This is a genomic window from Xenorhabdus sp. SGI246, assembly GCF_040838225.1.
GTDB classification, from domain to species: Bacteria; Pseudomonadota; Gammaproteobacteria; order Enterobacterales; family Enterobacteriaceae; genus Xenorhabdus; species Xenorhabdus indica.
In genome coordinates this window covers 46,440-73,103 of sequence record NZ_JBFPEZ010000003.1, presented here as the reverse complement: position 1 = coordinate 73,103, position 26,664 = coordinate 46,440, and the positions used below count along the sequence as shown (strand labels likewise).

Annotated in this window: 23 protein-coding genes and 1 pseudogene; 19 read left to right on the top strand and 5 right to left on the bottom strand. The window is 42.9% G+C overall.

Annotated elements, in window-relative coordinates:
• Window positions 1-4: 4 nt before the first annotated feature.
• The 5 genes and pseudogenes from ABLA85_RS01380 to ABLA85_RS01360 all read left to right on the top strand — a co-directional run.
• Window positions 5-3,130 (top strand): annotated as a pseudogene (locus ABLA85_RS01380) (condensation domain-containing protein); the annotation flags it as partial.
• 345 nt (window positions 3,131-3,475) lie between these two features.
• On the top strand, window positions 3,476-4,012 hold the full coding sequence (locus ABLA85_RS01375) for a fimbrial protein (RefSeq protein WP_367960698.1): 537 nt from the start codon (window positions 3,476-3,478) through the stop codon (window positions 4,010-4,012).
• A gap of 195 nt (window positions 4,013-4,207) precedes the next feature.
• Window positions 4,208-4,810, top strand: a complete 603-nt coding sequence (locus ABLA85_RS01370) for a molecular chaperone (RefSeq protein ID WP_367960697.1) — start codon at window positions 4,208-4,210, stop codon at window positions 4,808-4,810.
• Between the two features lie 142 nt (window positions 4,811-4,952).
• Window positions 4,953-7,373 (top strand): fimbria/pilus outer membrane usher protein, encoded by a 2,421-nt coding sequence (locus ABLA85_RS01365; protein WP_367960695.1) that lies wholly within the window; start codon window positions 4,953-4,955, stop codon window positions 7,371-7,373.
• Between the two features lie 12 nt (window positions 7,374-7,385).
• Window positions 7,386-8,345, top strand: a complete 960-nt coding sequence (locus tag ABLA85_RS01360) for a fimbrial protein (protein WP_367960693.1) — start codon at window positions 7,386-7,388, stop codon at window positions 8,343-8,345.
• Window positions 8,346-8,394: 49 nt separating this feature from the next.
• Here the strand turns inward: ABLA85_RS01360 and ABLA85_RS01355 are convergent, their stop codons facing one another.
• Entirely contained in the window at window positions 8,395-8,577 is a 183-nt protein-coding gene (locus ABLA85_RS01355; RefSeq protein ID WP_367960691.1) for a hypothetical protein, read from the bottom strand.
• A gap of 236 nt (window positions 8,578-8,813) precedes the next feature.
• Complete coding sequence (locus ABLA85_RS01350; protein WP_367960689.1) at window positions 8,814-9,635, bottom strand: intradiol ring-cleavage dioxygenase; 822 nt, start codon at window positions 9,633-9,635, stop codon at window positions 8,814-8,816.
• 793 nt (window positions 9,636-10,428) lie between these two features.
• On the opposite strand from ABLA85_RS01350, the gene ABLA85_RS01345 reads away from it, so the two are divergent.
• Together ABLA85_RS01345 and ABLA85_RS01340 are read left to right on the top strand one after the other, a co-directional pair.
• Entirely contained in the window at window positions 10,429-11,376 is a 948-nt protein-coding gene (locus tag ABLA85_RS01345) for a LysR family transcriptional regulator (protein ID WP_367960706.1), read from the top strand.
• Between the two features lie 240 nt (window positions 11,377-11,616).
• Window positions 11,617-12,492 (top strand): YadA C-terminal domain-containing protein, encoded by an 876-nt coding sequence (locus tag ABLA85_RS01340; protein ID WP_367960687.1) that lies wholly within the window; start codon window positions 11,617-11,619, stop codon window positions 12,490-12,492.
• A gap of 91 nt (window positions 12,493-12,583) precedes the next feature.
• Here ABLA85_RS01340 and ABLA85_RS01335 read toward each other — a convergent pair whose 3' ends face one another.
• Genes ABLA85_RS01335 through cobA form a run of 3 tightly spaced genes read right to left on the bottom strand, consistent with a single transcriptional unit; the run spans window position 12,584 to window position 15,310 of the window.
• Window positions 12,584-13,444 carry a GHMP kinase gene (locus tag ABLA85_RS01335; protein WP_367960686.1) on the bottom strand — a complete coding sequence of 287 codons (861 nt, stop codon included), beginning with the start codon at window positions 13,442-13,444 and terminating at the stop codon, window positions 12,584-12,586.
• Window positions 13,437-14,510 (bottom strand): threonine-phosphate decarboxylase CobD, encoded by a 1,074-nt coding sequence (cobD, locus tag ABLA85_RS01330; RefSeq protein ID WP_367960684.1) that lies wholly within the window; start codon window positions 14,508-14,510, stop codon window positions 13,437-13,439. The genes ABLA85_RS01335 and cobD overlap by 8 nt, the downstream gene beginning before the upstream one ends.
• The gene (cobA, locus tag ABLA85_RS01325; RefSeq protein ID WP_367960683.1) at window positions 14,507-15,310 is read right to left on the bottom strand and encodes a uroporphyrinogen-III C-methyltransferase; all 804 of its coding nucleotides are present in this window, start codon (window positions 15,308-15,310) and stop codon (window positions 14,507-14,509) included. Before cobA ends, cobD begins: the two co-directional genes overlap by 4 nt.
• 840 nt (window positions 15,311-16,150) lie before the next feature.
• Here cobA and ABLA85_RS01320 point away from each other — a divergent pair.
• The 12 genes from ABLA85_RS01320 (at window position 16,151) to ABLA85_RS01265 (ending at window position 26,664) form a co-directional block, all read left to right on the top strand.
• Window positions 16,151-17,548 (top strand): cobyrinate a,c-diamide synthase, encoded by a 1,398-nt coding sequence (locus ABLA85_RS01320; RefSeq protein WP_367960681.1) that lies wholly within the window; start codon window positions 16,151-16,153, stop codon window positions 17,546-17,548.
• Window positions 17,545-18,519 carry an adenosylcobinamide-phosphate synthase CbiB gene (gene cbiB, locus ABLA85_RS01315; RefSeq protein ID WP_367960680.1) on the top strand — a complete coding sequence of 325 codons (975 nt, stop codon included), beginning with the start codon at window positions 17,545-17,547 and terminating at the stop codon, window positions 18,517-18,519. The genes ABLA85_RS01320 and cbiB overlap by 4 nt, the downstream gene beginning before the upstream one ends.
• A gap of 12 nt (window positions 18,520-18,531) precedes the next feature.
• Entirely contained in the window at window positions 18,532-19,173 is a 642-nt protein-coding gene (locus ABLA85_RS01310; protein ID WP_367960678.1) for a cobalt-precorrin-8 methylmutase, read from the top strand.
• Window positions 19,166-20,341 carry a cobalt-precorrin-5B (C(1))-methyltransferase CbiD gene (gene cbiD, locus ABLA85_RS01305; RefSeq protein WP_367960676.1) on the top strand — a complete coding sequence of 392 codons (1,176 nt, stop codon included), beginning with the start codon at window positions 19,166-19,168 and terminating at the stop codon, window positions 20,339-20,341. Before ABLA85_RS01310 ends, cbiD begins: the two co-directional genes overlap by 8 nt.
• Window positions 20,341-21,012 (top strand): cobalt-precorrin-7 (C(5))-methyltransferase, encoded by a 672-nt coding sequence (locus tag ABLA85_RS01300; protein WP_367960674.1) that lies wholly within the window; start codon window positions 20,341-20,343, stop codon window positions 21,010-21,012. Before cbiD ends, ABLA85_RS01300 begins: the two co-directional genes overlap by 1 nt.
• Window positions 21,002-21,607 carry a decarboxylating cobalt-precorrin-6B (C(15))-methyltransferase gene (locus ABLA85_RS01295; RefSeq protein ID WP_367960672.1) on the top strand — a complete coding sequence of 202 codons (606 nt, stop codon included), beginning with the start codon at window positions 21,002-21,004 and terminating at the stop codon, window positions 21,605-21,607. Before ABLA85_RS01300 ends, ABLA85_RS01295 begins: the two co-directional genes overlap by 11 nt.
• Complete coding sequence (locus ABLA85_RS01290) at window positions 21,600-22,388, top strand: cobalt-precorrin-4 methyltransferase (protein ID WP_367960671.1); 789 nt, start codon at window positions 21,600-21,602, stop codon at window positions 22,386-22,388. Before ABLA85_RS01295 ends, ABLA85_RS01290 begins: the two co-directional genes overlap by 8 nt.
• Window positions 22,389-22,464: 76 nt before the next feature.
• A complete protein-coding gene (gene cbiG, locus ABLA85_RS01285) occupies window positions 22,465-23,547 on the top strand; it encodes a cobalt-precorrin 5A hydrolase (protein WP_367960704.1) in 1,083 nt (360 codons plus the stop codon).
• Window positions 23,541-24,266 (top strand): precorrin-3B C(17)-methyltransferase, encoded by a 726-nt coding sequence (locus ABLA85_RS01280; RefSeq protein ID WP_047683756.1) that lies wholly within the window; start codon window positions 23,541-23,543, stop codon window positions 24,264-24,266. The genes cbiG and ABLA85_RS01280 overlap by 7 nt, the downstream gene beginning before the upstream one ends.
• Window positions 24,263-25,048: a cobalt-precorrin-6A reductase gene (locus ABLA85_RS01275; protein WP_367960669.1), complete on the top strand. Its 786-nt coding sequence runs from the start codon at window positions 24,263-24,265 to the stop codon at window positions 25,046-25,048. Before ABLA85_RS01280 ends, ABLA85_RS01275 begins: the two co-directional genes overlap by 4 nt.
• A 39-nt stretch (window positions 25,049-25,087) precedes the next feature.
• Complete coding sequence (locus ABLA85_RS01270; protein WP_367960668.1) at window positions 25,088-25,879, top strand: sirohydrochlorin cobaltochelatase; 792 nt, start codon at window positions 25,088-25,090, stop codon at window positions 25,877-25,879.
• Window positions 25,876-26,664, top strand: a complete 789-nt coding sequence (locus tag ABLA85_RS01265) for a cobalt-factor II C(20)-methyltransferase (RefSeq protein ID WP_367960666.1) — start codon at window positions 25,876-25,878, stop codon at window positions 26,662-26,664. Before ABLA85_RS01270 ends, ABLA85_RS01265 begins: the two co-directional genes overlap by 4 nt.

Below are 26,664 nucleotides of genomic sequence, written 5' to 3'. Positions count from 1 at the left end.
CAATGATATTGTGAGTCATGCGGTGGTAAGCATGTATAGTCAAGGCGAAAATCAAAAACTCATTGCTTATATCAGTCCCACAACGGCGTGGTTAGATGAAAAAGTGACGGCATTGAATGAGAGCTATATTGAAAACAGGAAAAATGTCTTTGAAGGACAACATACATCGGAAAATACCCATCATGACAATAATGGAGTAGTAGATTCAGACACGGATTCCAGTCGCTGGATAAACAGTTATACCGGTCAGCCCATTACGCTGGACCAAATAAAAGAGTGGCGGGCAGGCACTGTACAGCGAATTGAATCCTTGCGTCCCCGTCGCTTACTGGAAATCGGCTGTGGGACAGGTGACTTGTTGTACCATTATGCGGCTCAGTGTGGATCGGTACTGGCCACTGATATTTCAGCGGCAGTCTTGGCGCGTCACCAAAAGATTTTGCAACAGCGTGGCTGGTCGCACGTAGAACTAAGAAGGGGGGATGCACTGAATTTGGGCACAACCACGCCTGATCAGTTCGATACCGTTGTAATGAACTCCGTTGGGCAATCCTTCCCCAATGTTCAATACCTGGAAAAAGTCATTACACAGTTATTACCCACGGTTGAAACAGGGGGGAAAATCCTTCTGGGCGATATTCGTAACTTAGATTTGTTAACTGCACATGTCACGGCCATTGAAAAAAATCGTCTGAATGGGCAACGTATTTCAGTGGGTACGCTGGCAAATCACATTCAGCGGCGTTTACAGCAAGAAAAAGAGCTTTTACTTAGCCCGACCTATTTTGCGCATTTGCCGGCGCGTTACCCAGAAATTGGTCGAGTTGATATTTTGGTCAAACGTGGCATCGGTGACAATGAAATGCTGCGCTATCGTTATGAAGTTATATTACATAAATGCGATAAAAATACAGAATTATGTTGCAATTTCCCTATAACTTGGTGCGATTTCAATTCTATTGAAGTGCTTCGTAATGTGTTAGAAACAGGCGAATACGATACATTTGGCGTTTCCGGTATTCCTAATGCCCGTATCAAAGATGATTTTGATTTAGCGGAAGGGCTACGTCATTGGCCATCTAATCAGATAGTTTTTCCACCCAAAAATGCCAGCGGTTTTTCTCCAGAAGCAACAGAGCAAATTTTGTCACTTGAATCTTTACTCCAATACGCGGAACAGTGCGGCTACCAGTGTGAACTTACCTGGTCACAACAACGACCCGACTTGTTGGATGTCATTTTTAGCCGGGGTGAATTACCTCAAATACAGGCACGTTCAGATTACAGCCAAACTCATTTGGCCAATTATCCACAACTCCCTGCCATTGGTGGAGAACTTGCGGAGTTACTGGAATCTGCTCTGAAAAAACAATTGCCTGATTATATGGTGCCCAGTCTTTATATCCCATTGGAACGTATGCCACTGAATTTGAATAATAAAGTGGATAAAAAAGCGTTACCTATTCCAGATGAGAGTGACTTACATCGTCAGACTTATATCGCACCGAGAGATGAAATTGAGAAAAAACTCTGTCAGTTATGGCAAGAACATCTAAAAATCAATCAAATTGGTATTTATGATCATTTCTTCTCGCTCGGTGGTCATTCACTCCTGGCCGTTAAGATAACCGCTGCCATAAGAAGTACTTTAACCAATAATTTCAGTATGCAGCAGCTATTTGCAAATCCAACCATTGCACAAATTGCAAGTGTGATTCGTAACAGTCATAAGCACGAAATATCTACACCGAAGACAAAACACAATATATCTGAACGCAATATATTTGATGGAAAAATACCTATTTCTTATAGTCAGAGACTGTTTTGGTATTTTATTCAAGAAAAGTTATTGGAGGACAGTTTTCACGTACCAGTTGCTTTACTGATGGAAGGAAAACTGAATCATAGTGCGTTGGAAAAAACTTTAAATACCATCTTAGAACGACATGAAAGTTTGCGTTTTAAGTTTTATAAAGAAAACGAGCAAATTTTCATGCAGCCTGATAATAAAATGAAAATTAATCTACAAGTTATCGAAGCATTACCAAAAGAAATAGAGAAAGAACAAATTATTATTGAAATTAACAAACTCTGGGAAGAGAAATTAAGAACACCTTTTGATGTTTACAAAGGTCCATTAATCAGGACATTCTTATTGCCTGTTTCGGAAAAAATTACAGTATTATTTGTTGATATGCACCACATTATTTCTGATGGATGGTCTATCAATGTCATAATGAATGAGTTTAAACAGTTATATACGGCTTATTCTCAGGGGCAAGAAAATACATTACCACCGGTTGCCATGCAATATTCTGATTATGTTTACGACTTGCAAGAAACTTATACAACTGAGGCAGTTAAAAAACAGATTGAATTTTGGCAACAACAATTTTCCGATATCAGTACAGACCGTAATTTTCCAGTTCCTTTCAAAAAACACCAGGCCTCAAAATATCGGTCTCACGCCCGTCATATCAAAATACCTGATTCACTCGATAAAGCCGTTTCACAATATTGTGAAACTCATAAGATCACGCCTTATATGTTATTTATGGCTTTATTCCACACTTGTCTTTTTATGCACTCCGGTGAGTCACAACATATTGTTACCTCACCAAAAGTTGACCGTAATCTCATAGAAAGCCATCAAACAGTCGGGTTATTCTTAAGTGACTTAATAGTCAAATCGACCATTAATAAGGAGATGAGCCTGCAAGAAGTCATTAAGCAGGTTAGCCAGTCTGTTCATCACTTCATAGAAAATTCAAATACCCACATGTCTGTTGTGCTTGAAGTGGTGGGAGAAAAGGCGATAGATAATATATTTAATGTTCTGTTTAACTATTTGGATGCGCAAAATCTCTATGATTTTATTGATATGTCCAAGAATGGAAAATTATCACTGCCAAATCTTGATGTGGAATTGATAGATGCTCAAGTGATTCCTTTTGAATCACTTGGAATGAATCTCATATACATACCACAAAAGATCGAGTGTGTACTCAATTACAATCCAGAACTGTATACAGAAGAAGTCATTGATAACCTGACTGAATATTATGAACGACTACTGAATGTCATTATATCCGGTCAAGAAAAAGAGAGCATCAGTCAGTTTTATGGCTAAATTTTACTGAAAAATTAATAGATTGGCCTCATAAATGAGGCCAATGTCGAATTCGACGGCGAAAGTTGCCTCAGTCAGTTGTTAACGTTAATCTATGCAATCATGACGCATATGTAAAAAAACGTTTCTCCGCTTCACTTTACTTTCCCTTGATTGATAAATCCTATCAATATATTGACTATTGATCGTCAATACCGATCAAATTATTGATCTTTTTTGATTCTTAAGGTAAATTTTTCTTCTGCGCGCACAAAACTGTGTTCGAAATCTTTTCGTTATAACGCTTTATTGTTTTGCGTTATACATAATAAGTAGTTGTATATTATGATCATTATGGATATGTAAATGAAAAAAACTTTAGCTTCATCTTTTATTACTGTAATGCTGATTTCAGTAAGCAATATTTCTTATGCGGCCTTTCCGCTAACAACGGGGGAAGTAAAATTCCAGGGGGACATTATAGAATCAACCTGTAATGCTTCTAGTGATCCTGTGAAGATGGGGACATATCACACGAGCGAAATAAAAGCAAAGGAAACTAAAGTTACAGGGAGTGAAAAGAATTTTAAAATCAAATTAACTGAGTGCCCTGTTACTGCTGTACCTCTTTCCATGGAGGTTACATTTTCTGGAAGTACTAAGGATACCAAAGATTCAACGTTATTGGCATTAGACTCATCTTCTACTGCAAAAGGGATTGGCATCGGTATTTATGACGCAAAAGGAATGCCGATAAGTTTATCTTCCACATACTCATTCCCTAATAAAATCAACAACGCTGTTATGGAAATACCTTTACAAGCGGCTTATGTATCTAATGGAGTTACTGCTGAAGCCGGAACGGCCAATGCCACGCTTAAATTTGAGATAAATTACAAATAAAAATTATTTATAAATATTTATTTCCTGGCCGCAGGGGCATTTTTATGGCTGCGGCCTTGACCTATTAACATCATAAATAGTCATGTAATAATGAAAAATAAGATAAAAAGAATATTTACATCGTATATGCTAACGAAAAAAATAACACTTATATGCTCATTGTTTTTTGTATTGCCATCCTGGGCGGGTGTAACCGTGGGTGGAACCCGTGTTATTTATAAAGGCAATAAAAAAGAAACTTCAATTTCAGTGAAAAACTCTGATGAAAGCCGGCCTTATTTAATTCAATCTTTTATCAGTACTGATTCAAAGGGAGAAAAAGCGCCGTTCATTGTGACACCACCGCTATTCCGTTTGGATGCGGGCAAAGAAAGTATTCTTCGTATTGTCCGTACCGGTGGTAATTTACCTGAGGATAGGGAATCGGTTTTTTACCTGAATGTGAAATCTATTCCTTCCATACAAGAAAACGAACAGAATACCTTATTGATTACGGTGAAAACCCGAATCAAATTATTTTATCGGCCTGAAGGCATTGAAGGTGATGCCGAAGAAGCTTATAAGACGCTGACATTTCGTCGCATAGGTCACCAACTTGAGGTCAGAAACCCCAGTAATTATTACGTAACCATCGGGCAGCTCAAAGTAGCCGGGAAAACCCTGACGGGGACTGATATGATCGCGCCACAAGGTGTTGCACATTTTGTCCTGCCATCTGAATCACCCGGCTTAGTTAGCTGGAATAGTATTAACAGTTATGGTGGTGTGAGCAAAGAGATAATTAAAAACTTGCCTTAAAAAGAAGATGAAAGATAACAAAGAATATTGGGGACAAAAAATCATATTTGTTAAATATAAAACAAGTAGCAGCACAATCATACCAACATGTTTGCTTTCGGTCTTTATTTTATGTTTTTCTGTGTTGTTATCATTACCCGTCATGGCAAAGGATTATTTTCGATTATCAGCATTGGAATTAAATGATACTCAATCGGTAATTGATTTAAGCACATTTTCATCCCCTGGCAGTCAATTACCGGGTCAATATCAGGTGAATATATTTCTTAACGGCAAAGAAAAAGAAACAAAACAAGTTAATTTTATTAAACTGGAAAACGGAAAACTGTCGCCACAGCTAACGGTCGATAATTTAAAACAGTTTGGTGTAAAAATCTCGGTTTTGCCTGCAATGATGAAACTCTCGCCTGAACAAATTATTGATGATATTAGCGAGTATATCCCACAGGCATCGGCTTCATTTGATTTCTATGAGCAACGTCTGGATATCAGTATTCCGCAAGCTGCATTGGATAATCAAGCCAGAGATACTGTGGCATCACATTTATGGCAACAAGGAGAGTCAGCATTTTTAATGAGCTATAATTTTAGTGGGTCAGAGAATTATAGTAAAAATACAAGAAACCAGAGTTATTTTTTAAATTTACAAAGCGGGATAAATATCGGACCGTGGCGGGTAAGAAATCAATCCGTTTATGACCATGATTCTGGAACAAGTAAAAGTAAGGGTCGTTTTTCATCCATTAACAGTTACATCCAACGGGACATTCATGGACTAAAAAGCCAACTCATTCTTGGCGAAACCTTTACTGACGGAGATATATTTGAAAGCGTACCGTTCATCGGGGCTTCTATGACATCCGATAGCTTAATGTTGCCCGGCAGCCAACGTGGCTTTGCGCCAATTATTCGTGGTATTGCTCAAACCAACGCGCGCGTAACGATTCGCCAAAATAATTACGTCATCTACGAAAGCTATGTTCCGCCGGGGCCTTTTGTTATTACGGATCTTTATTCAACCTCCGGCTCCGGTGATTTGGATGTCACGATCACCGAAAAGGACGGGCGGCAACGTAAATTTGTGCAACCATTTTCATCAGTGCCAATGATGCAGCGAGAAGGGCAGTTAAAATATCAGGTTACTCTGGGGCGCTATCGTTATTCCAATGCCAACATTTATAAACCTTATTTTAGCGAAGCAGCATTTATTTATGGGTTCTCCAATCGGTTAAGTTTGCTATCTGGTATGCAGGTAGCAGAAAACTATAGGGCGTTTAACGCGGGTCTGGGGGTTGGACTAGGTAATTTTGGTGCAATTTCTCTGGATATGACACTGGCAGATGCCAGATTGCCGGAGAATGAACGTAAACGAGGGCAATCGTATCGAATTCGATATACGAAAAGTATTGAGGCGACGGGGACATCCCTGACTTTTTCCGGTTATCGTTATTCCACACCAGAGTACTATTCATTTGCAGAGGCAAATGAATACTCAGTCAGAAAAGACGCCAGCCGTGCACAAAATAAGCGAAGCCAATTGGAGCTAACCCTAAACCAGGGGATGGGGGATTTTGGCAATCTTTATGTATCTGCCTATCAGCAAGATTACTGGGGAAAACAAGGCACCAACCGATCATTATCTGCGGGTTATAACATTAACCTTGCCGGGATTAGTTATGGATTGAATCTTTCCTACAATGCCAATCATGAATCCATTAAGAGTAAGGATATACAGGCATCGTTTAACGTCTCTATTCCATTGGATAAGTGGCTACCTAATGGATGGGCAACTTACAGCATCAGCAGAAACGGTCGCAGTCAGGGAAGTCAACAACTGGCGATAAGTGGCAGTGCATTGGACGATCATGCCTTGTCCTATAGTATCCACGGGGAGCACAGCCATAATATGGAAGGGGCGAGCGGCGGTGCTTCGTTGGGATATAACCATTCTTTTGGCCGTGTGAATCTGGGTTACAGCTACAGTAATAATAGCCAGTCGCTTAACTATGGGCTGTCTGGTGGTCTCGTTGCCCATCAAGACGGCATTACGTTTTCTCAATCATTGGGTGAGACCGTGGTACTGGTTAAAGCGGCTGGTGCAGCAGAAACAAAGATTTTAAATCACAGTGGAATTAAAACGGATGCACGTGGCTATGCCGTAATCCCGTCGGTCGAACCTTATGCCTACAACCGGGTTGCTCTGGATACTGAAATGTTGGCTGATGGCATTGACCTTGACCACTCAGTACAACACATTGTACCGACTCGCGGTGCCGTGATTGCTGCCGATTTTCGCGTCCGTCAGGGGCACAGGATATTGGTAACATTACGCCACAACGGCAAACCCGTACCTTTTGGTGCCAGCGCAGCGTTAGTAAACAGTGACAGTAGCGGGATTGTTGGTGATGACGGTGAGCTGTATTTGAATGCTGTCCCAGAGCAGGCAGAAATAAAAGTACAATGGGGAAAAAATGCAGATCAACAATGTCATGCAAAAACAGATTTATCAGTGCTGCCCGAAAAATCAGGCGTATTACGCCTGACCGCTGACTGCCGCAGTTAAAAGGAATTTATCATGTTTAATTTTGAACGTAATAATCGCTTTCAGATTAAAGCTAATAACTTTTTATTAGTATTATTAATTATCATTGTCGCGGGAAGTTATTCGTCACGGGTTATAGCAAAAGTATGTACAGCCAATATAAATACTCAGGAAGTCAAATTTGGTGATATTTCTGTTGATTCTAATAAAACAACTTTTCCGTATCAGAAAACCACCCAACCCAGTGATAAAGTCGAAGTAAAGTGCAGTAAACTCAACCAGAGTATATATGTAAAAAATATATATGGAGCAGTGGATACTGGGAAAAGTTACTTTCATAATACTACTCTTTCTGGTGTCAAAATTAAATGGAGCCTCAACTTTAGTGGTTCGACGCCTCAGAGCATGAGAATGGGCAGTATAAGAGGGATAGGCAGAAAAAAAGTATTTGAAAGTAGTTTCCATATAGAGATCGATAATAGTGTTCAATCCGGAATTGTCAATAAGATAATAATAGAAATGGCTCGTCGAGATGAGAATGGAAATCATACCGGAGATATTTTATACAAATATATCATCCCTGCTTTTAACATCACGGCAAGAACTTGTGAAATAACCACGCCAGTTGTTAATGTTCCAATGGGAACTGTATTAGTTAGTCAATTTAAAAACAGAGGTAATACCATTGGTGGACGTTATTTCGATATTAACGTGCAATGCAAGGGATCCCCGAACGCGAGTATTACCTGGGAGCCGGGAAAGACTGATACAAATGGAGTGATAAATGCTGATTCAACCTCATCAGCAACAGGGATCGGCATCCAGATTTTAGATAGCGGAGGTAAGCCTGTGATATTTAATCAACCGCAGGATCTTGGTACGATAAACTCTTCGGAAACATTGTCATATATGGCGAAGTATTACCAAACCCATGATCGTGTTTCTGCCGGTAGCGTTAATGCCACGGCCACTTTCACTATCAATTATAAGTAATCATTAATTCTGAGGAGGTTAATTGCCTCCTCAGAATTTAGGTCATTATCTACTTATTTATCCTGCCGAAATTTGTTTTTTTCATGTATTCCAGCTTCTGCCATAACTGAGCTATCCAGTGTTTAGTCTGGGGAGTAGATAGCATGGTCATATGATTGCCGGGTGCAAGCATAGAGTTTAGTTGAGTTACGTAAGTACTCCACATAGCTTCACGGGTTTTTGTTTCCTCCATATTGCCTTTCTCTGCACTGATCAGATGAACAAGCCCCTTATAGCAAGAGCTAGGGGTATAAGTTCCATTATCGTCCCGACTCGGTTGACCGGCTTGGGAATATTTCCTGGCGGATTAGGTTCATCGGTATCAATGAGAAATAACAGGAGGGGTTTAATGCCTCTCCTGCATTTGCATTGGGTTAGATGTATTAGGCTAGATATGATCTGTTAGTTTGCTGTCCTCGGTAATCACATTTATACCGTGTGTTTAGCCAAGTCTTTAGAGGTTATTTTCTTGGACACATTGTCTTTATTAATCGATAAGACAATGTGTCCATATAATCCATCCAATAGATTATCGCCTATCTTTTTTACTGTTAAAATTGCAGCTCTATTTTTAACGCCAGAAAAGATAGAATCATCTTCATTTTTAAGCCTATTAACCTCCCTTGGAGAATACATATCATTCATCATGACTTCTTCAGATATATCCTCAGGGAAATAGAGTTGGCCTACAAAATAGAATTTATCTTCCTGTCTTTTTTGTACATTCGCCTTCCTTGCTGATAAATGGATATGCAGAGCTCTTCCCGCATAAAATCCAGGGAAAATGGTAGTGAACCTGACGATGCCTTCTTTATCAGTCTGTTGTGCCCCACGAAGGAATGTGCTTTCATCCGTTCTTGAAATCGTCCCGATATCACCAGATGGAGCTTTAAGATCTGGGTTTATATATTTCCAACCTGAATATTTACCCATTGCATTACAATGCCATATATCAATAAAGATATCATCTAAAGGTTTGCAGGTGACAGAATCAATTATTTTCATTGTCAATAAAAGAGGTATTCCTGGTTCATCCTCTGTTATATTCCTTCTCAACAGTTTGTTATTTATAAAATAGGGGCCTGACATTTCCTCTGGGGTCATTTCACAGACGCCTATATTAATATCATCCTCTCTTTTGGATTGGTTATTTGAAGAAGCAAGAGCGCCTGTTGGAATCAGAGGTAATAATGAAAATATTGCACCAGTAATACTCGCCTGTTTCAGAAAAAGTCTTCTTTCATTTTTCATAAAGTGGTTCCTTATATGTTATTTTCCTTATATGTTATTTAATAATATGATTTCATTCAAAGTCAGGCACGAGGTCAATGCAGGCGCTGAGTGGCTATTAAACTGAAAAATGGCAGCCAGCGCAAGTTGGTCATGTATTAAATAATTAGATACATATATTAAATATAGTTTATATTTTTCACGCTTAATGAAAGTTCCTGTGACTTTATCGTGCATTGTTTCCGGCCTGAAAAAACAGAGGGTTTTTCAGTTCAACCGCTTGAGCCGAATTTAGGGAACCCGGTTAGCTCGCTCCTTATTCCCGCCCATACCAATGCCACCAGTCAGATTATCGGCAGAACAATAAACAGCGCCCCATTATCAGCTTGATTGGCGGTTTTCGGTGTCCGAGGGCGCTGTACATTTCAGCCAAGTGGCAATCACCTTTATCACTAAAATCAGGGTAAAGATTATTTAAAAACAGACAATTATATGGATGTTTTGCAAAGCTGAATGCTAAGAACCAGTAAAATATAAGGTTAATTATTCCCGTTTAATGAAGAAAATTCATAACCGCTATCATTTTCCAGGTATTAATCAAAATTTATTAGGGTGTTAATCTTTAGCTACAACATGACGACTGCCTTTCTTCATTAGAGTTAATGGCAGCCATATTATTAGAGTTAATGGAAGTTATATTGATTAGCATCTCTTCGTACCCATTGTTGAACTTAACATATGTATCAAAACATATATATCAAAATGATCACGTTGTAACCGGATCACACTGATGGAAAAGAGGGGTATGAGTAAGATGCTGAAGGATAACTTTACGGCTATTTTTTATCTGATTGTCGTTGCGCATGAGAGAAGTTTCACTCGTGCTGCTGCAAAACTTGGACTCTCGCAATCTGCATTAAGCCATGCCATAAGGAGCCTGGAAGAACGACTGGATATTCGACTACTAGCCAGAACAACCCGCAGCGTGGTGCCCACTGAAGCGGGAGAAATGCTGATTAACAATATCAGCCCACATTTGAATGAAATTGAAAATGATCTCATCACACTGACGGATATGCGCGACCGGATTGCAGGTAATATCCGCATTACTCTGGGAGAACATGCGCTTCAGTCTACAGTGTGGCCATTATTGCAGCCTTTTGTGCGTGAATATCCCGATATTCATGTAGAGCTGTTTATGGACAACAGTATGACCGATATTATCAGCGGTCGTTTTGATGCGGGAGTACGTCTGGGGACGCTGGTAGCTAAAGATATGGTGGCTGTACGTATTGGCCCGGACTGGAGAGTGTGTGTCGTGGGAGCGCCGGAATATTTTGCGGCTCACGGTAAACCGGAAACGCCGTTCGATTTGCAGAATCATAACTGTATCAATGTTCGGCGGCCTACCTTAGGTGGTTTATATGCCTGGGAATTTTCTAAGGGCGGGCAGCGAACGCGGGTACGGGTAAAAGGTCAGTTGACGTTTAATAATCTGGAGCTCCGTATAGAAGCGGCTACTTTGGGGCTTGGATTATCTATTGTCCCTGAAGACTCGGTAGAAAAACAAGTTGCTGAAGGGAAGTTAGTTAAAGTTTTAGAGGATTGGTGTGAACCTTTCCCAGGGTATTTTCTTTATTATCCAAGCCGAAAACAACATACATCGGCTTTTGTAAAATTAATTGAGGCATTTCGTTATAAAGGACAAAGTAAAAACGGCCTGCAAAAAAACTCTCTGGAATATCAAGAAATAGGAACATAGTTTTTATTATAAAGCCACTTATTTGTCCAAGAACATAAATGCACGGATATTAATCTAAAATCCATTTGGTATTTCTTAACAAGAGAAGGAAGAATTTGTAATTAAAAAACCCTAATGATTTATTTAAGAAAGATTAAGTTTATTAAAGAAGATAATTTAAGAATTAACAAAATGTAAGCCAATACATTTTGTTAGTAGTTCCACACACTAATCACTCATTAATAATGGGAAAATTTTAATATGTTTAATATGAAAACTACACCACGTAAATTAGCAATTTTGTCTGTTTTGATCTCCTCTGCATTATTATCTGAGACAGCAGCAGCAACAACAACAGGAAGTGGTACAACGTATGTAAAAGGAGCTGAAAAAAGTTCTGGCGGAACCGAAACAGTAGAAGAGGTGTATACGAAGGCTCAGTCAGATATAGAGTTAGGTAAGAAGGCAAATGCGGCAGATGTGTACACGAAAGATGAAGCAAATGCAGAATTAATCAAGAAAGCAAATGCGGCAGATGTGTACACGAAAGTTGAAGCAGATGCAGAGTTAACCAAGAAAGCAAATGCGGCAGATGTGTACACTCAGAAACAAACAGATGAAAAAATAGGAAATGTGAGAGCTGACTTGGAAGGTGCTCTGAAAGAGGATGTGAAGAAGAACGTAGAACTATCAGTAGTAAAAGATGTGAAAACTGAGCTGAACGGTACGCTATCTGGTATGCAGAAAGATCTGAACAATGGTCTTCAAACTGAATCTAAAGAACGTATTTTAGGAGATAAAGAAACATTAAATAAAGCGAATGCTTATACTGATCAACGTTTCGATACACTACAATCATATACAGACCAAAAAGTTAATTATCTCGATAATAAAATTGACCGCATTGAAAAACGGGCTAATGCGGGTGTTGCCAGCGTAGCAGCAATGACCAATATTCCTTATAGCAATAATACCGGATTTAGTCTTGGTTTAGGATTAGGCCAATATAGAAATGGCAGCGCTGTAGCTTTAGGTATCCAGGATAAATTAAATGAAAATGTCAGCCTCAGATTGTCAACTAGCTGGAATAATTCAGGTAGTCCAGTATTTGGCGCTGGTGTTGGTATAAGCTGGTAAGTTTCCTCTTCTGTTTGCTCTAATATAGAGTCAGTAAAAACATGAAGTAAGTACGCGAAATAGCAGGAGAGGCATTAGCCTCTCCTGATTTTTAACGGACACCGCCCGCAATCAGTTTGACTTGATGAATTTTCGGATAGTATCCAGCGATCTTCTTTTGGTGCAGCCACCAGTGCAGGTAATTTGCATCATGGTGATGTGAATTGAATAACAGGCCAACAACACTGCCGCTATGGGCAACGTTCAGGCCATAGATCCCAGTTCGCTCAACCAAATCCCGCAGTTGATCAAAACCGGGTTTTGGCAGTATCGCTTGGCTGGCGATGGCGCTTAATGTGCAAGCTTCCCCAAGACGGTTATTGTCATGCCGTTGGTTCGCTGTACGAAATTGTAACCATGCCTGGCGGAATAGCGGGGCGTTATCCCGCAATTGTGCATCATGATCCTGTTGGTGGTATGTTTCTGTCGAAATCGTTTGTGAACTCTCCAATAGCAAAATATCAATAGCCGGTTGCCAGTCGAAAGGAATTTGAGTCCGGGCAGTGAGATGATCAAACAACGTCAATTGTTCGAATATGGTACTGTCAGTGGGTTCCAGTCTGACACAAAGCTGTGCTAATTCTGTACTGGTCAGTGATTTGCCCAATAATCTGGCGGTGGCCTGGGCGGTCGCCGCAATATCTGCTGTGCTGCTGGCCATGCCTTTGGCGATTGGGATTGTTGATTGATGTTCAATACGCAAGCCAGCCGTCAATTCAGGTGGCTCCTGCCAATAATCCAGCAATAAATTTACCATCTGACGCATACGTGGCCGTTCGTGTGGGATCGGGTTCCCTTCACTGACAGAAACATAACTGAACCAATTGATTGGGCAAGAGATTAATTTTTCTCCACCAAACAGCCACCCTTGTATAAGTTCTCCACAGGAAGCAGGGCAAGCGGCTTCAGCCATATATCAAAACCTGCTGCATGGCTGCGATCAGGCGCTGATTTTCCCACTCACTGCGCACGGCTATGCGATAGTAACGTTCATCTAATCCGGCATAATTTTTACAATGGCGAATTAACAACCGGTATTTCAGCAAGGTATGCCATAAATCAACGTCAGGCTGATTGCAGCGGAAGAACAGAAAATTAGCCGATGGCGGCCAGACCGTCAGTTCAGGGAAGGTTGAAAGCTGGCTCCATAAATAATGTCGCTGTGATTTCAGCCATTGATGTGTTGCAGAAATATAATCATGCTCATCAAACAAAATCTCACCAACCCGCGCCGCAAAAACATTAATTGACCACGGTTCACGTCGGTTTTTCATCTCTGCAATCCCCGCTGTATTTCCGCTGACTAAATAGCCTAAACGTAAACCTGGGATGGCAAAAAATTTTGTCATTGAACGCAATACATAAAGATGTTGAGTGACTGCACATTGAGGTATCAATCCTCGCTTATCAGGCAAAAAATCAATAAAGGATTCATCGACAATCAGCGAGATCCCCTGACTCTCGCAATATTCCACCAGCGATTGTATAAACGGATCATCCGGCATTAATCCGGTGGGATTATTGGGCGTGGCGATAAAAACACAATCGGGTTTCGTTGTCGCAAGCGTATCAAACAAGCGTAAGTCAGGTTGAAATCCGGTTTCCTCTGTTAATAGGTAATCAATAATTTCTGTTCCAATTTGTTGTAAGGCTCGTTGGTATTCAGCAAATCCCGGAATAAGCAGCAAAGCCCGTTTGGGATTGAGATAACGGACGACAGCATAGATCAGTTCTGTTGCGCCATTACCGGCTATTACCTTTGTGCAATCACATTGATGAGCCTTTGCAATTGCCTGATGCAAATGGCGATATTCCACATCCGGGTACTTCTCGATATCGGCAAGACTATTTTTGATCAATGCCTTAACCCGTTCAGACGCACCCAACGGATTGATATTAGCACTGAAATCAATCAGGTCATCGGCTGGCAGGCCATATTGTTGGGCAACGCCAATGATATTGCCGCCATGTTCACTCATGATATTGTTTCCTCAGCGGGATTCTCCAATGTAGGGAATAGCTCACCGAGTGTCAGATAATTCGGTGAGAAGGAAAGTGTTTCCGCTAAATTGACGACATCACCAACCACAATCAGCGCAGGGGCATGTAGTCCTTTTTCTGCCACGTTTGCAGCCAACGTTTCCAGTGTGCCTGTCACACTCTTTTGTTTGGGATGACTGGCGTACATGATCACTGCCGCAGGGGTTGCAGGGGATTTGCCATAGAGTATTAATTGCTGGCAGATATCCATCAAGCGGGTCATCCCCATTAAAATAATCAATGTTCCTTCCAATTGGGCAAGTATCTCCCAGTTCTGTTGTTCATTGCCTTGAGAGGTATGACCTGTTACAACATGGAAACTTGATGCGTAATTGCGGTGGGTAACAGGAATGCCAGCATAGGCTAATCCACCAATTGAAGAACTGATCCCTGGCACAATTTCAAATTTAATACCCTGTTGTGCCAGCACTTCTGCTTCTTCTCCTCCGCGGCCGAAGACATAAGGGTCGCCACCTTTCAGACGGACAACTTGTTTTCCTGCCTGTGCATATCTCACCAGAATTTGATTAATCTCTTCCTGTGGGATGGGGTGGTAATCATGTTCTTTTCCAACATTGATAATTTCACAGTGATCTGATCTCAGGGCAATAAGTTCAGGATTGACGAGACGGTCATAAACAATGACATCCGCAGATTGAATACAGTGTAATCCTTTGACCGTGATTAAACCTGCATCACCTGGGCCTGCACCCACTAACCACACATAACCTTTATTCATTGGATTACCTCTATGAATTTAAAATCTAAATAATCAAAGAAACAACAATATATTTCTTATCAAAACAGTGAGGTCGCTCTTTATATTTTAAAAAAGATGCCTTTACTCTGGCCTATGTTTTTATTCATTATTTTATTAATGATATTTTCTTATTCTTAAAAAGGTTTTTATATCTGTTTTAATTTTTTTATCATTATTATCTCAATAGAAGATAGGTAAATTTGATTTATATCAATATTCTTATTTTTAAGTATGAATAATTTTCAAGTAGAAATTTGTTATCTGTTGAAAATATTTACCCATATAAAAGTAATTTTATCATATTAATGAATTGTATTTTTTCTCGTTAAAATAAATATGATTAAATTCAATGCATTATGTGTTTCTCCCTGTCTTTTTATTTATTGGATTATATTATTTTTTATTTTATCTAAACTAAAAAAAGTTTTTAAAAATCAGTAACCATGAACAAGATCACAAAAATAATAAAGGATGTTTTTATAAAGATGAAAAATGTGTATTTTGAAAATAAATTTATTTTCCTGTTGTATTCTTGCATGAAACTTGTTTTTTAAATCATGGCTTATTTGTTCAGGTGGGAATGAATTGTTGATTTTCAGACTGTTCATGGAATATTAATTGTTCTGTCAAAAGTGAATTAAAACCCTTTTGTTTGATACATATCAATGATTGAGAATATTACTTGAGGATCCTAATACTCATGCGATTTTAAAAAATCAATATCGTCTTAAAAGCTATACCGTCTTAAAAACGATGCCGACTTAAAAATAAGTCCGATTTTAACACCAATACAGGATTTGAATGTTTTGGGGTAAGCATATGCAACAAAAAAATGCTTTTGTCATCGCCGGTACAGGCAGTGGATGCGGTAAAACAACCGTTACGTTGGGCATCATGCGTGCCTTGATGAACCGTTCATTGCGGGTACAGCCGTTCAAAATCGGGCCTGATTATCTGGATGGTGGTTGGCATCGCGCTGTGACAGGGATTGTTTCGCGTAATCTTGATGCTTTTATGCTTCCCGAACCCATTCTGAATGGTTTGTTTAGCCAGGCTATGTCCGATAAAGACGTTGCGGTTATTGAAGGGGTCATGGGGTTATACGATGGCTATGGCACAGATCCCAATTATTGCAGCAGTGCGGCGATGGCAAAACAACTTAACTGTCCGGTGATTTTATTGGTGGATGGTAAAGCGGTTTCTACCTCAATTGCCGCTACTGTGATGGGATTTCAGCAATTCGACCCGACGGTCAATATTGTGGGAGTGCTGATCAACCGCGTCAATCGGGATAGCCATTTCCAGTTATTAAAACAGGCAATTGAAGGGTATTGCGGTATTCCTGTTTTGGGGCGGCTTCCTGTTATGCCAGAGATTACCCTTCCTTCCCGCCATCTTGGGCTGATCCCTGCACAAGAACAGGGCAAACAGTGCGATGACAAAAATCAGCACGAGGAGTGTTGGTCTCGTCTTGCTCAACAGATTGAAAACTCGGTGGATTTGAATAAGTTGCTGGCGCTAACCCGGTTATCTTCCTTACCAAAAGGAAGTATCGACTCTCTGGTCGAACCCTTAATAGGGCAGGGTTTGACACTGGCTCTGGCAGAAGATGAAGCATTCAACTTCTATTATCCCGATAACTTGTTGTTATTGGAAAAAGCAGGCGTGACTATCAAACGTTTCAGCCCTCTGCATGATCACCAATTACCTGAATGTCAGATGATCTATTTGGGTGGGGGATACCCTGAAATTTATGCCCGAACCTTATCTTCCAACGACGCCATACATACCGCATTACGTCAGGCGCATCAAAAAGGCATTCCCATTTATGCGGAATGCGGTGGTTTGATGTATCTCGGTGATGCCCTGATTGATGCTGACGGTGTACGGCATAACATGGTGGGCTTGATTGCCGGTGAAAGCCGGATGGGCGATCACCTGAAACGCTTTGGTTACTGCGAAGCCACTGCACTGCGTGATACGCCTTTAGTCGCTAAGGGAGGGATGCTGCGAGGGCACGAATTCCATTACTCGGATTTCATCACGTCTCAACCGCCTGTTTTTCAATGTGTTAAAGGGGCATCAAAAGAAACGCAAAAAAGCTGGCAGGGCGGCTACCAGAACGGCAATACGCTGGCGGGCTATCTGCATATCCATTTTGCCCAACGTCCTAATTTTCTCCATCGCTGGCTGATGATGGCACGGAGGCTGTTATGACAGTCTTATTGTGGTTTGCCGCTTTTCTTCTGGATATGAAATTGGGTGATCCCCCTCATTGGCCGCATCCCGTGCGTTGGATAGGGCAACTTATCAATCAGACTGAGCAACTTATCCGCCGGTTTTTCCGGTCAGAAACTGGCCTGAAGTGGGGTGGCGTACTGCTATGGTTGTTAGTCGTGGGGAGCACCTGGTTAGCGAGCTATTGGGTTTTGCAGTTGGCCTATGGCGTGACATTTTGGCTAGGGTGGTTAGCTGAAATTTGGCTGATTTATACCGTGTTGGCAGCACGTAGCCTGAGTGATGCTGCAAATGATGTTTATCAAGCTTTATGTCAGAAAAAACAGCATCAGGGGGATTTGAATGCCAGCCGTGAACAGCTTGCAAAAATTGTCGGCCGGGACACTTCTCAATTGCAAATGCCACAAATCAGCCGTGCCACGATTGAAACTGTAGCAGAAAACAGTGTGGATGGTGTGATTGCACCATTGTTCTTCTTAATGCTTGGCGGTGCTCCATTTGCCATGGCTTATAAAGCTATCAATACCCTTGATTCAATGGTGGGCTATAAAACGCCCCGTTATCGGGCACTGGGGATGTTTTCAGCGCGTATGGATGATGTGGCGAACTGGGTTCCTGCACGTTTGGGCTGGTTACTGCTGGCGATGGCAGCGAAATGGCAGGGGTTAGATTTTCGGCAGGCGCTGCATATCGGTTGGCGTGATCGTTATCAACACAGTAGCCCCAATAGTGGCTGGCCGGAAGCAACTGTGGCAGGGGCATTAGGCATCCGTCTTGGTGGGCCGAATGTTTACTTCAATCAACTTGTCGACAAGCCGTGGATTGGTGATGCAAGGCGCGAGGTCACTCCTGACGACATTCCCCAGTCTGTTCAGATGATGAGAGTGGCATCAGTAATGGCACTCCTGTTGTTTGCGCTGCTGCATAGTTTGGTCAGTGTGACGGTATAAGGAGAGAGCAACATGAACAATTACATCCGACAACCCCAACAGATTGAACAAAATAGCTTTGACATTATCAGCCGGCTTATTATCGAGTTGCGCCCTGATTATCATTTTGTCGATGCAGATCAAGAAGCTGTGATCAAACGGGTGATCCATACCACTGCTGATTTTGACTGGCTTGATATTCTCTATTTTTCTTCCGATGTTTTGCGCTTTATTCGCGACGGTATATTACGTGGTTGTACGTTATATACCGATACGACAATGGCGCTATCTGGCATCAATAAAGCCCGGCTGGCTCAGTACGGTAGTGAATGCCGTTGTTATGTCAGTGATCCCCGCACCATTCAAATGGCAAAAGCACAGCAAATTACCCGTTCAATGGCGGCAGTCGATTTGGCCCTGCAAGAGTCGGGGGAGAAGATTTTTGTCTTTGGCAACGCCCCGACTGCGTTGTTTCGTTTGATGGAACATTCAGTGACACCCATTGCTGTTGTTGGTGTGCCCGTTGGGTTTGTTGGCGCAGAGGAATCAAAAAATGCCCTTATCCATAGCGGATTAAATTGCATTGCTGCAAAAGGTCGCAAGGGAGGCAGTAATATTGCCGCCGCTATTATCAATGCCATTTTATACCGGATGCCGGAGGTAAGGCATGAATGAAGTCAGCGATAAATCGAATGATGATAAACCCGTTGATAACCTCGGAACGGTTTGGCACAGAGGAAAACAGTATCGCAAGGGCTACACCACGGGATCTTGTGCTACAGCCGCCGCACGCGTGGCTGCGTTAATGATTTTACGTCAGCAGATTATTCATCAGATTTCGATTGTCACGCCTTCCGGTGTCACATTGGCCTTGAATGTCGAACAGCCTTTGATTGAAGGACAGCAAGCGGTTGCCGCTATCCGCAAAGATGGTGGCGATGATGTGGATGCAACCCACGGTATGTTGATTTTTGCCCGTGTTTCCCTGAATGACAGTGGAGTGATCACGCTGGATGGTGGTGAAGGTATTGGCAGGGTTACGCGGGTAGGCGTGGGTTTGCCTATTGGTTGGGCGGCTATCAATAAAACCCCACGCCACACCATTGAAGAAGGGGTGCGGGAGGCGATTGGGCCGAACCGTGGGGCGGATATCGTCATCTTTGCCCCTGAAGGTGAAGAACGGGCAAAGCAAACCTATAACGACAGATTAGGTATTAAGGGCGGAATTTCGATTATCGGTACGACGGGCATAGTGATGCCAATGTCGGAAGAGAGTTGGAAACGTTCTCTGGCGCTGGAATTAGAGACTAAACGTGCCAGCGGGCTGGATCGCATTATTTTTGTGCCGGGAAATCACGGTGAGCGTTTTGTCAGTCAGCAGTTGGGTATTGATGCCAATTATGTCGTCACAATGAGCAATTTTGTCGGTTATATGTTGCAAGAAGCGGTACGTTTGGAGTTTCGCCATGTCATGCTGGTAGGGCATGTCGGCAAATTGATAAAAATCGCCGCCGGTATTTTTCATACCCACAGCCATATTGCAGATGGCCGCATGGAAACGCTGATCGCTAATCTGGCCTTGATGGGAGCCCCTTTCGAACTGATTCAGGCAGTGGATCAATGTGATACCACTGAAGCAGCGATTGAGTTGATTGCAGAGCAGGGTTGGCAGGCTGTGCATCAACAAATTGCCCGGAAAATCTGTGGGCGTATCGATCAAATGTTGCGTTTCGCCAAAGGCAAGCCACAGTGCGATGCCATTCTGTTCTCCTTTGATAATCAGGTGTTGGGCTGCAATCGGCCTGTAGACGAAATAGTGAAGGATTTTATGGAGGGTTGCTGATGATTACTGTTGTGGGTATTGGCCCAGGTGCCACTGCAAACCAAACGTTAGCTGCGTTAGAGGCAATCAGGCAGGCAGAAGTCTTGGTCGGAGGAAAACGCCATCTTGATGAATTTCCCTATTTTAATGGGGAAACCCGTCGTGTGAATGCTGATGTAGATGGATTAATGCAGTGGCTTGAACGGAATCAGCATCGGCAAATTGTTGTGCTGGCTTCGGGCGATCCGCTCTTTTATGGCATTGGCAAGCGAATTACCGAACATTTTTCTGGGTTACATATCCCTGGACTACATACTGGCGAGCAAAATGCGGGCAGACAAAATATCCGCATTATCTCTGGTATCAGCTCGATCCAATATTTGTGCGCCCAAATTTTGTTAGATATGAACGATATTTACCTCACCAGTAGCCACGGGCGCAAACCGGATTTTGACTGGCTGCTTCAACACGAAAAAATCGCCATGGTAACGGATGACATCATTGGTCCCTACCAGATTGCGCAAGAAATTCTGGCGCGAGGACAGCAACGTCGCATGGTGATTGGTAAAAATTTATCCCATGAACATGAGCAAATTACTTGTCTGGCCGCAGAAGAAGTCGTGCAACGCGGCGAGATTAATTATGGCCTGAATGTCGTGGTGATTTTAAATGGTGATCCTGATGAAAGATGAACTGTTTTTGCGCGGTCATCGTATCCCAATGACCAAAGAAGTCGTTAGAGTGCTGGCGTTAGAACGACTGGAGCTGGAAAAAGCCGGTCGTTTTATTGATGTTGGTGCAGGTACTGGCAGCGTCAGTATTGAAGCGGCATTGCGTTATCCCGCATTGGATATCCTCGCTATTGAACGTAAAGAAGATGCCCTGTCACTCCTTGCTGAGAATATTCAGCATTTTGGCTGCCATAAGATCTGCATCCAGTCAGGAGTTGCCCCTATGCCATTAGACAACATTGCGGATGCTATCTTCATTGGCGGAACGGGCGGACATCTGACCGAAATCATTGATTGGGCGTTATTGCACCTGAATTCCGGTGGACGTTTGGTAATGACTTTTATCCTGCTGGAAAACTTCACGCAAGCGTTGTCGCATCTGAAATCTTGTCGGGTGACAGCGCTGGATGGGCGTGAAATTCAGGTGGGAGAACTGACGGCATTAGGGCAAGGACATTATTTCAAACCTAACAATCCCACTTATTTGTTGTCCTGTCAGAAAGATTTTGCGCAAGTGCAAGAGAGGGATTGGCAAAAGGAGCGGGACGATGCCTGAATACATGAATAGCGCCAGTTTTGATACCGATAAAGTCTGGTTTGTTGGTGCAGGGCCGGGAGATAAGGGTCTGATTACCCTGAAAGGGTATCAATTATTACGTCAGGCTCAAGTGGTGATTTATGCCGGTTCGCTGATTAATCGGGAATTACTGGAGTATTGCCGTGCAGATGCCGAATGCCATGACAGCGCGAAGCTGACGTTATCGGAAATCACGGCATTGATGGTGAATGGCGTGAAAGCGGGAAAATTGGTGGTTCGCCTGCAAACAGGAGATTTGTCGCTGTTTGGTTCCATCCGTGAACAGGCGGAAGAACTGGCAAATCATGCCATTGGTTTTGTTTCTGTGCCCGGCGTGAGTTCATTTCTTGGCGCCGCGGCGCAATTGGGAGTGGAATACACCGTGCCCGAAGTCGCACAAAGTTTGATTATCACCCGGATGGAGGGCAGAACCCCGATGCCGCCACGGGAAACGCTGGAATCTTTCGCCGCTCATCAAACTTCAATGGCGATCTTCCTTTCGGTACAGAACATTACAAAGGTTGTTGCGCGATTGATTGAGGGCGGATATGCGCAGGAAACCCCGGTTGCTGTGGTTTACAAAGCAACCTGGCCAGATTGTCAGATTGTGCGGGGGACATTAGAGACGATAGCTGAACAGGTACGTAGCGCAGGCATTCGTAAAACGGCCTTGATTCTGGTAGGGGCTTTTCTTGGGGAAGAGTATCACTATTCGAAACTGTACGATGCGAGGTTCAGCCATGAATACCGTAGCGCCTGACATAATGCCTGAGCTAATGACAGATAATGCAATGGCATCTGACGCAATAGCATTTGACGTAACAGTGCCTAATAAAATGACAAGGCCACTTAACTCTATGTCACCTGACAAAGAATATGCCTTGTTTTGCCTGACAGAAGGTGGCATCGCGTTAGCTCGTCGTCTGCAATCCCATTTCGCAATGGATTGTTTCACTTCCCCTGAACTGGTGAATGCAGATAGCAGATTCATCCCGTTTGAAGGCGGTTTTGCCAGTACGGTACGTCAAGTTTTCACTCAATATGACGCGTTGATCATGATTGGTGCAACGGGGATCGCCATTCGGGTCATCGCTCCCTTACTCAAGGATAAAATGACCGATCCAGCCGTTGTCGTGCTGGATGAGAAAGGCCAGTTTGCTATCAGCTTATTATCGGGACATATGGGAGGCGCGAATAAACTGGCACAACAGATTGCAGATATTCTTGATGGTCAGGCGGTGATTACCACTGCAACAGATGTCAATCAGGTCGCGGCACTGGATCTGTTATCACAACAAGTTGATGGAAAAATGGAGAATTTCCGTGCCAATGTCAAAGCCGTTAATCAAATGCTGGTCAATGGCAAGCGGGTAGGAATTTGGTGGCATCCCAATTTGCACGATGAAAAAAAACGCTATGACACACGCGGGTTCATTCCGGTTGACGCTCTGGAAGATCGGCCTGAGCTGGACGCTCTGGTATACGTCAGTTATGAACGGACAAATCTGGCACTGGCAATCCCCACTTTTAAATTAATTCCTCGTCGTATCGTTGCAGGAATCGGTTGCCGACGGGGAGTTGAAGCTGAACGGCTCACCGCATTATTGGAACGCCATCTGCGGGAACATAACCTTGAACCTTTGGCGTTAAAAGCCGTCGGCAGTATCGAATTGAAAAAAAACGAATCTGCGCTCATCCAATTGGCGCAAGAACGTCAAATTCCATTCCAAACCTTTTCTGTTAATCAGCTTGCCGAGTGTGAACAAACATTCCCGGTTTCTGAGTTTGTCCGCAAAACGGTAGGCATAGGTTGTGTCTCCCAACCTGTGGCTTGGTTAATGAGCCAGGGTCATCTGGTTGGCCATACCCTGCGTGAGCAGGGCGTCACCATCACATTAGGAGTATTGCATCTATGTTAACTGTCATTGGAATTGGTCCCGGCAGCGAAGCCATGATGACGCAGGAAGCAATTGCTGCATTGAAAGCGGCTGATATCGTGGTCGGTTACAAAACCTATACCCATTTAGTGAAGCCACTGGTAGGCGATAAAGAAATTATCAAAACTGGCATGTGTAAAGAGATTGAACGCTGTCAGACCGCTATTGAGCTAGCCGAACAGGGTAAAAACGTGGCGGTGGTTTGTAGCGGTGATGCGGGTATTTATGGCATGGCTGGTTTGATTCTGGAGTTGGTCAGCCAGCAAAAGCGCAATGTCGAAGTCAGGCTGGTAGCAGGAGTGACGGCAAGTACCGCTTGTGCTGCTTTGCTTGGTGCGCCGTTAATGCATGACTTTTGTCATATCAGCCTGAGCGATCTGCTGACACCGTGGGAATTGATCGAGAAACGGGTACGGGCGGCAGCAGAGGCTGATTTTGTGGTCTGTTTTTATAATCCGCGCAGCCGTGGACGGGAAGAACATCTGGCACGGGCATTTTCTTTGATGGCTCCGTGGAAATCGGCGGAAACCCCCGTGGGGGTGGTGAAAGCGGCGGGACGTAAACATGAAGATAAATGGTTGACAACTTTTGGCTCAATGGATTTTTCCCGTGTTGATATGCGCAGCCTGGTGATCGTGGGTAATCAGTCAACTTATATACGTGATGGGCTGATGATCACACCGAGAGGGTACAAGTTATGAAACGGCCACTGATCCAAATTTTTGGCGGCACAAGTGATGCCCGCCAGATTTGCGTGATGATGGATACTGCCGGCATAGATTATTGCCTGTCGGTGGCTACACCCACCGGGGTACAGCAGGCGATGGGAATTCGTGGTGAAATTGTTACCGGCAGGATGGAAGCTGAGGCTATGGTTGAGTATCTGCAACAGCGCGGGATAAAAAGGGTCATTGATGCGTCTCATCCTTACGCCGAACGGTTAAGTCAAAACATTGTCAGCGCCTGCCAAAAGTTGGGACTCCCTCTTATTCGTTATATCCGTCCCAGTGACATTGATGCGGTTACACATCCTCTCATCTACAAAGTGACAACTATTGAGCAAGCTTGCGAAGTAGCGGTCAATCTGGGAACGCGTATTTTGCTGACAACGGGCAGTAAACAATTGGCTGACTATGTGTCTCACCTGAAAGGAAAAACGGTGTTGGCCCGTGTCTTGCCAACAGCAGACGTTTTGGCAATGTGTGAATCTTGTGGTTTATCGGTCGATCAGATCTTTGCCCTGAAAGGCCCATTCAGTGCCGATTTTAACCGGTCATTTTACCAATTTTGTCAGGCAGAAGTCGTGATAACCAAAGAATCTGGTGATCAGGGTGGTTTTATGGAGAAAGTGGAACCATGTCTTTCTCTCGGTCTGCCCTGCATTGTGCTCTGTCGTCCAAAGCAGCAATTTGAAGGTGAGGGGATCACGCAAGCCAATGGATTGGAAGAAATGGGGCAATTATTGGCGAATTTTCCCATGTAAATAGACCTATGTGTCAATAAACCAATAAGGAAAAGCGAAATGAAAAAGGCATTATTGGTGATAAGTTTCGGAACCAGTTATCCCGAAACGTTAAAAAACAACATTGAAGCCTGTGAGCAACAGTTGGCATCAGTGTTTCCAGACAGGGATCTATTTCGGGCATTTACCTCTGGCATGATCATTCGAAAATTACGCCAGCGCGATAACATTTATATTGATACTCCCCATGATGCGCTGACCCGATTGCATCACGCAGGTTATAACGATGTTGCTGTTCAATGTCTGCATATCATTAATGGTGATGAGTATGAAAAAGTGCTGCGTGAAGTTGAAAAATTTCGCCCTCGTTTTAAGCGCTTAGTATTGGGCACACCATTACTCAGCCATTTTGATGACTACCTGCAATTGATGCAGGCATTGCGTCATCAGCTTCCTTTATTGGCAGAAAATGAATGTGTCGTCTTTATGGGACACGGTACAGCGCACCATGCTTTTTCTGCCTACGCCTGTCTTGATCACCTGATGAACCATTACCATTTTCCGGCGCGGGTTGGTGCGGTTGAAAGCTATCCCGAACTTCCTTTGATCATAAAAGGATTAAAAGAGCAAAGGATTCATAAGGTTTATTTGATGCCATTGATGTTGGTGGCAGGCGATCATGCCATCAATGACATGGCTTCAGATGAAGAGGACTCCTGGAAATCACAGTTGGAGAAAGCAGGAATAATCGCTGTTCCCCGGTTACAAGGATTGGGAGAAAACCCGATGATTCGGCAGATGTTTGTCGATCACCTTGCTGACGCACTGAGTGATCAGGAGAAAGTCTTATGAACGAACAAGTAGAAGATAAACAAGTCACAGCAGGAAAGCTGTATGTTATGGGCGTTGGCCCCGGAGCCAGTGATCTGGTTACTGTACGGGCAGTACGTATTCTTTCTGAACTCGATGTGATTTATACCCCAACAGGAAAGAAAGGAGCCAAAAGCCTGGCTCACTCCATTATTGAAGAATACCTTTCACCGAAAACCGAAGTTTTCACTTATCACTTTTTAATGAAAGCGGACATGGCCGCAAAAAAAGCGGTGTGGGATGAAGTCGCACAGGTTTTAAAAGAGGAAGTGGCGAATGGCAGGAAAGTCGGTTTTATCACGTTGGGCGATCCGATGCTGTTTAGTACATGGGTATTTCTGTTACAGCGGCTGGTATCGGAACAAATGAACTCTCCTGCATGGACGGCACCACCGTGGCTGGAAATAGTACCGGGTATCAGCTCATTTTCTGCTATTGCCGCAGCCAGCATGATGCCTCTGGCAATGGAAGATCAAACATTAGCGGTTATTTCCTGTACCGCTTCTGAAACAGTTCTGGAGCAAGCATTGCTTAATCACGATTGCCTTGTTCTGATGAAAGTCTATTCACGCTTTCCGCTGATCCATAATTTGTTACAACGTCACAATCTCTTAGAACATGCACTGATGATGGCTGATGCCACTTTGCCGACTGAGCAATGTTGGCGCGATCTCACCACATTGTCTCTCAGTGAAAAAGAATGCAGGCAAGAATTATCTTATTTTTCAACGATTTTGATTAATAAAAACTGGCAATTATCGAGGTGA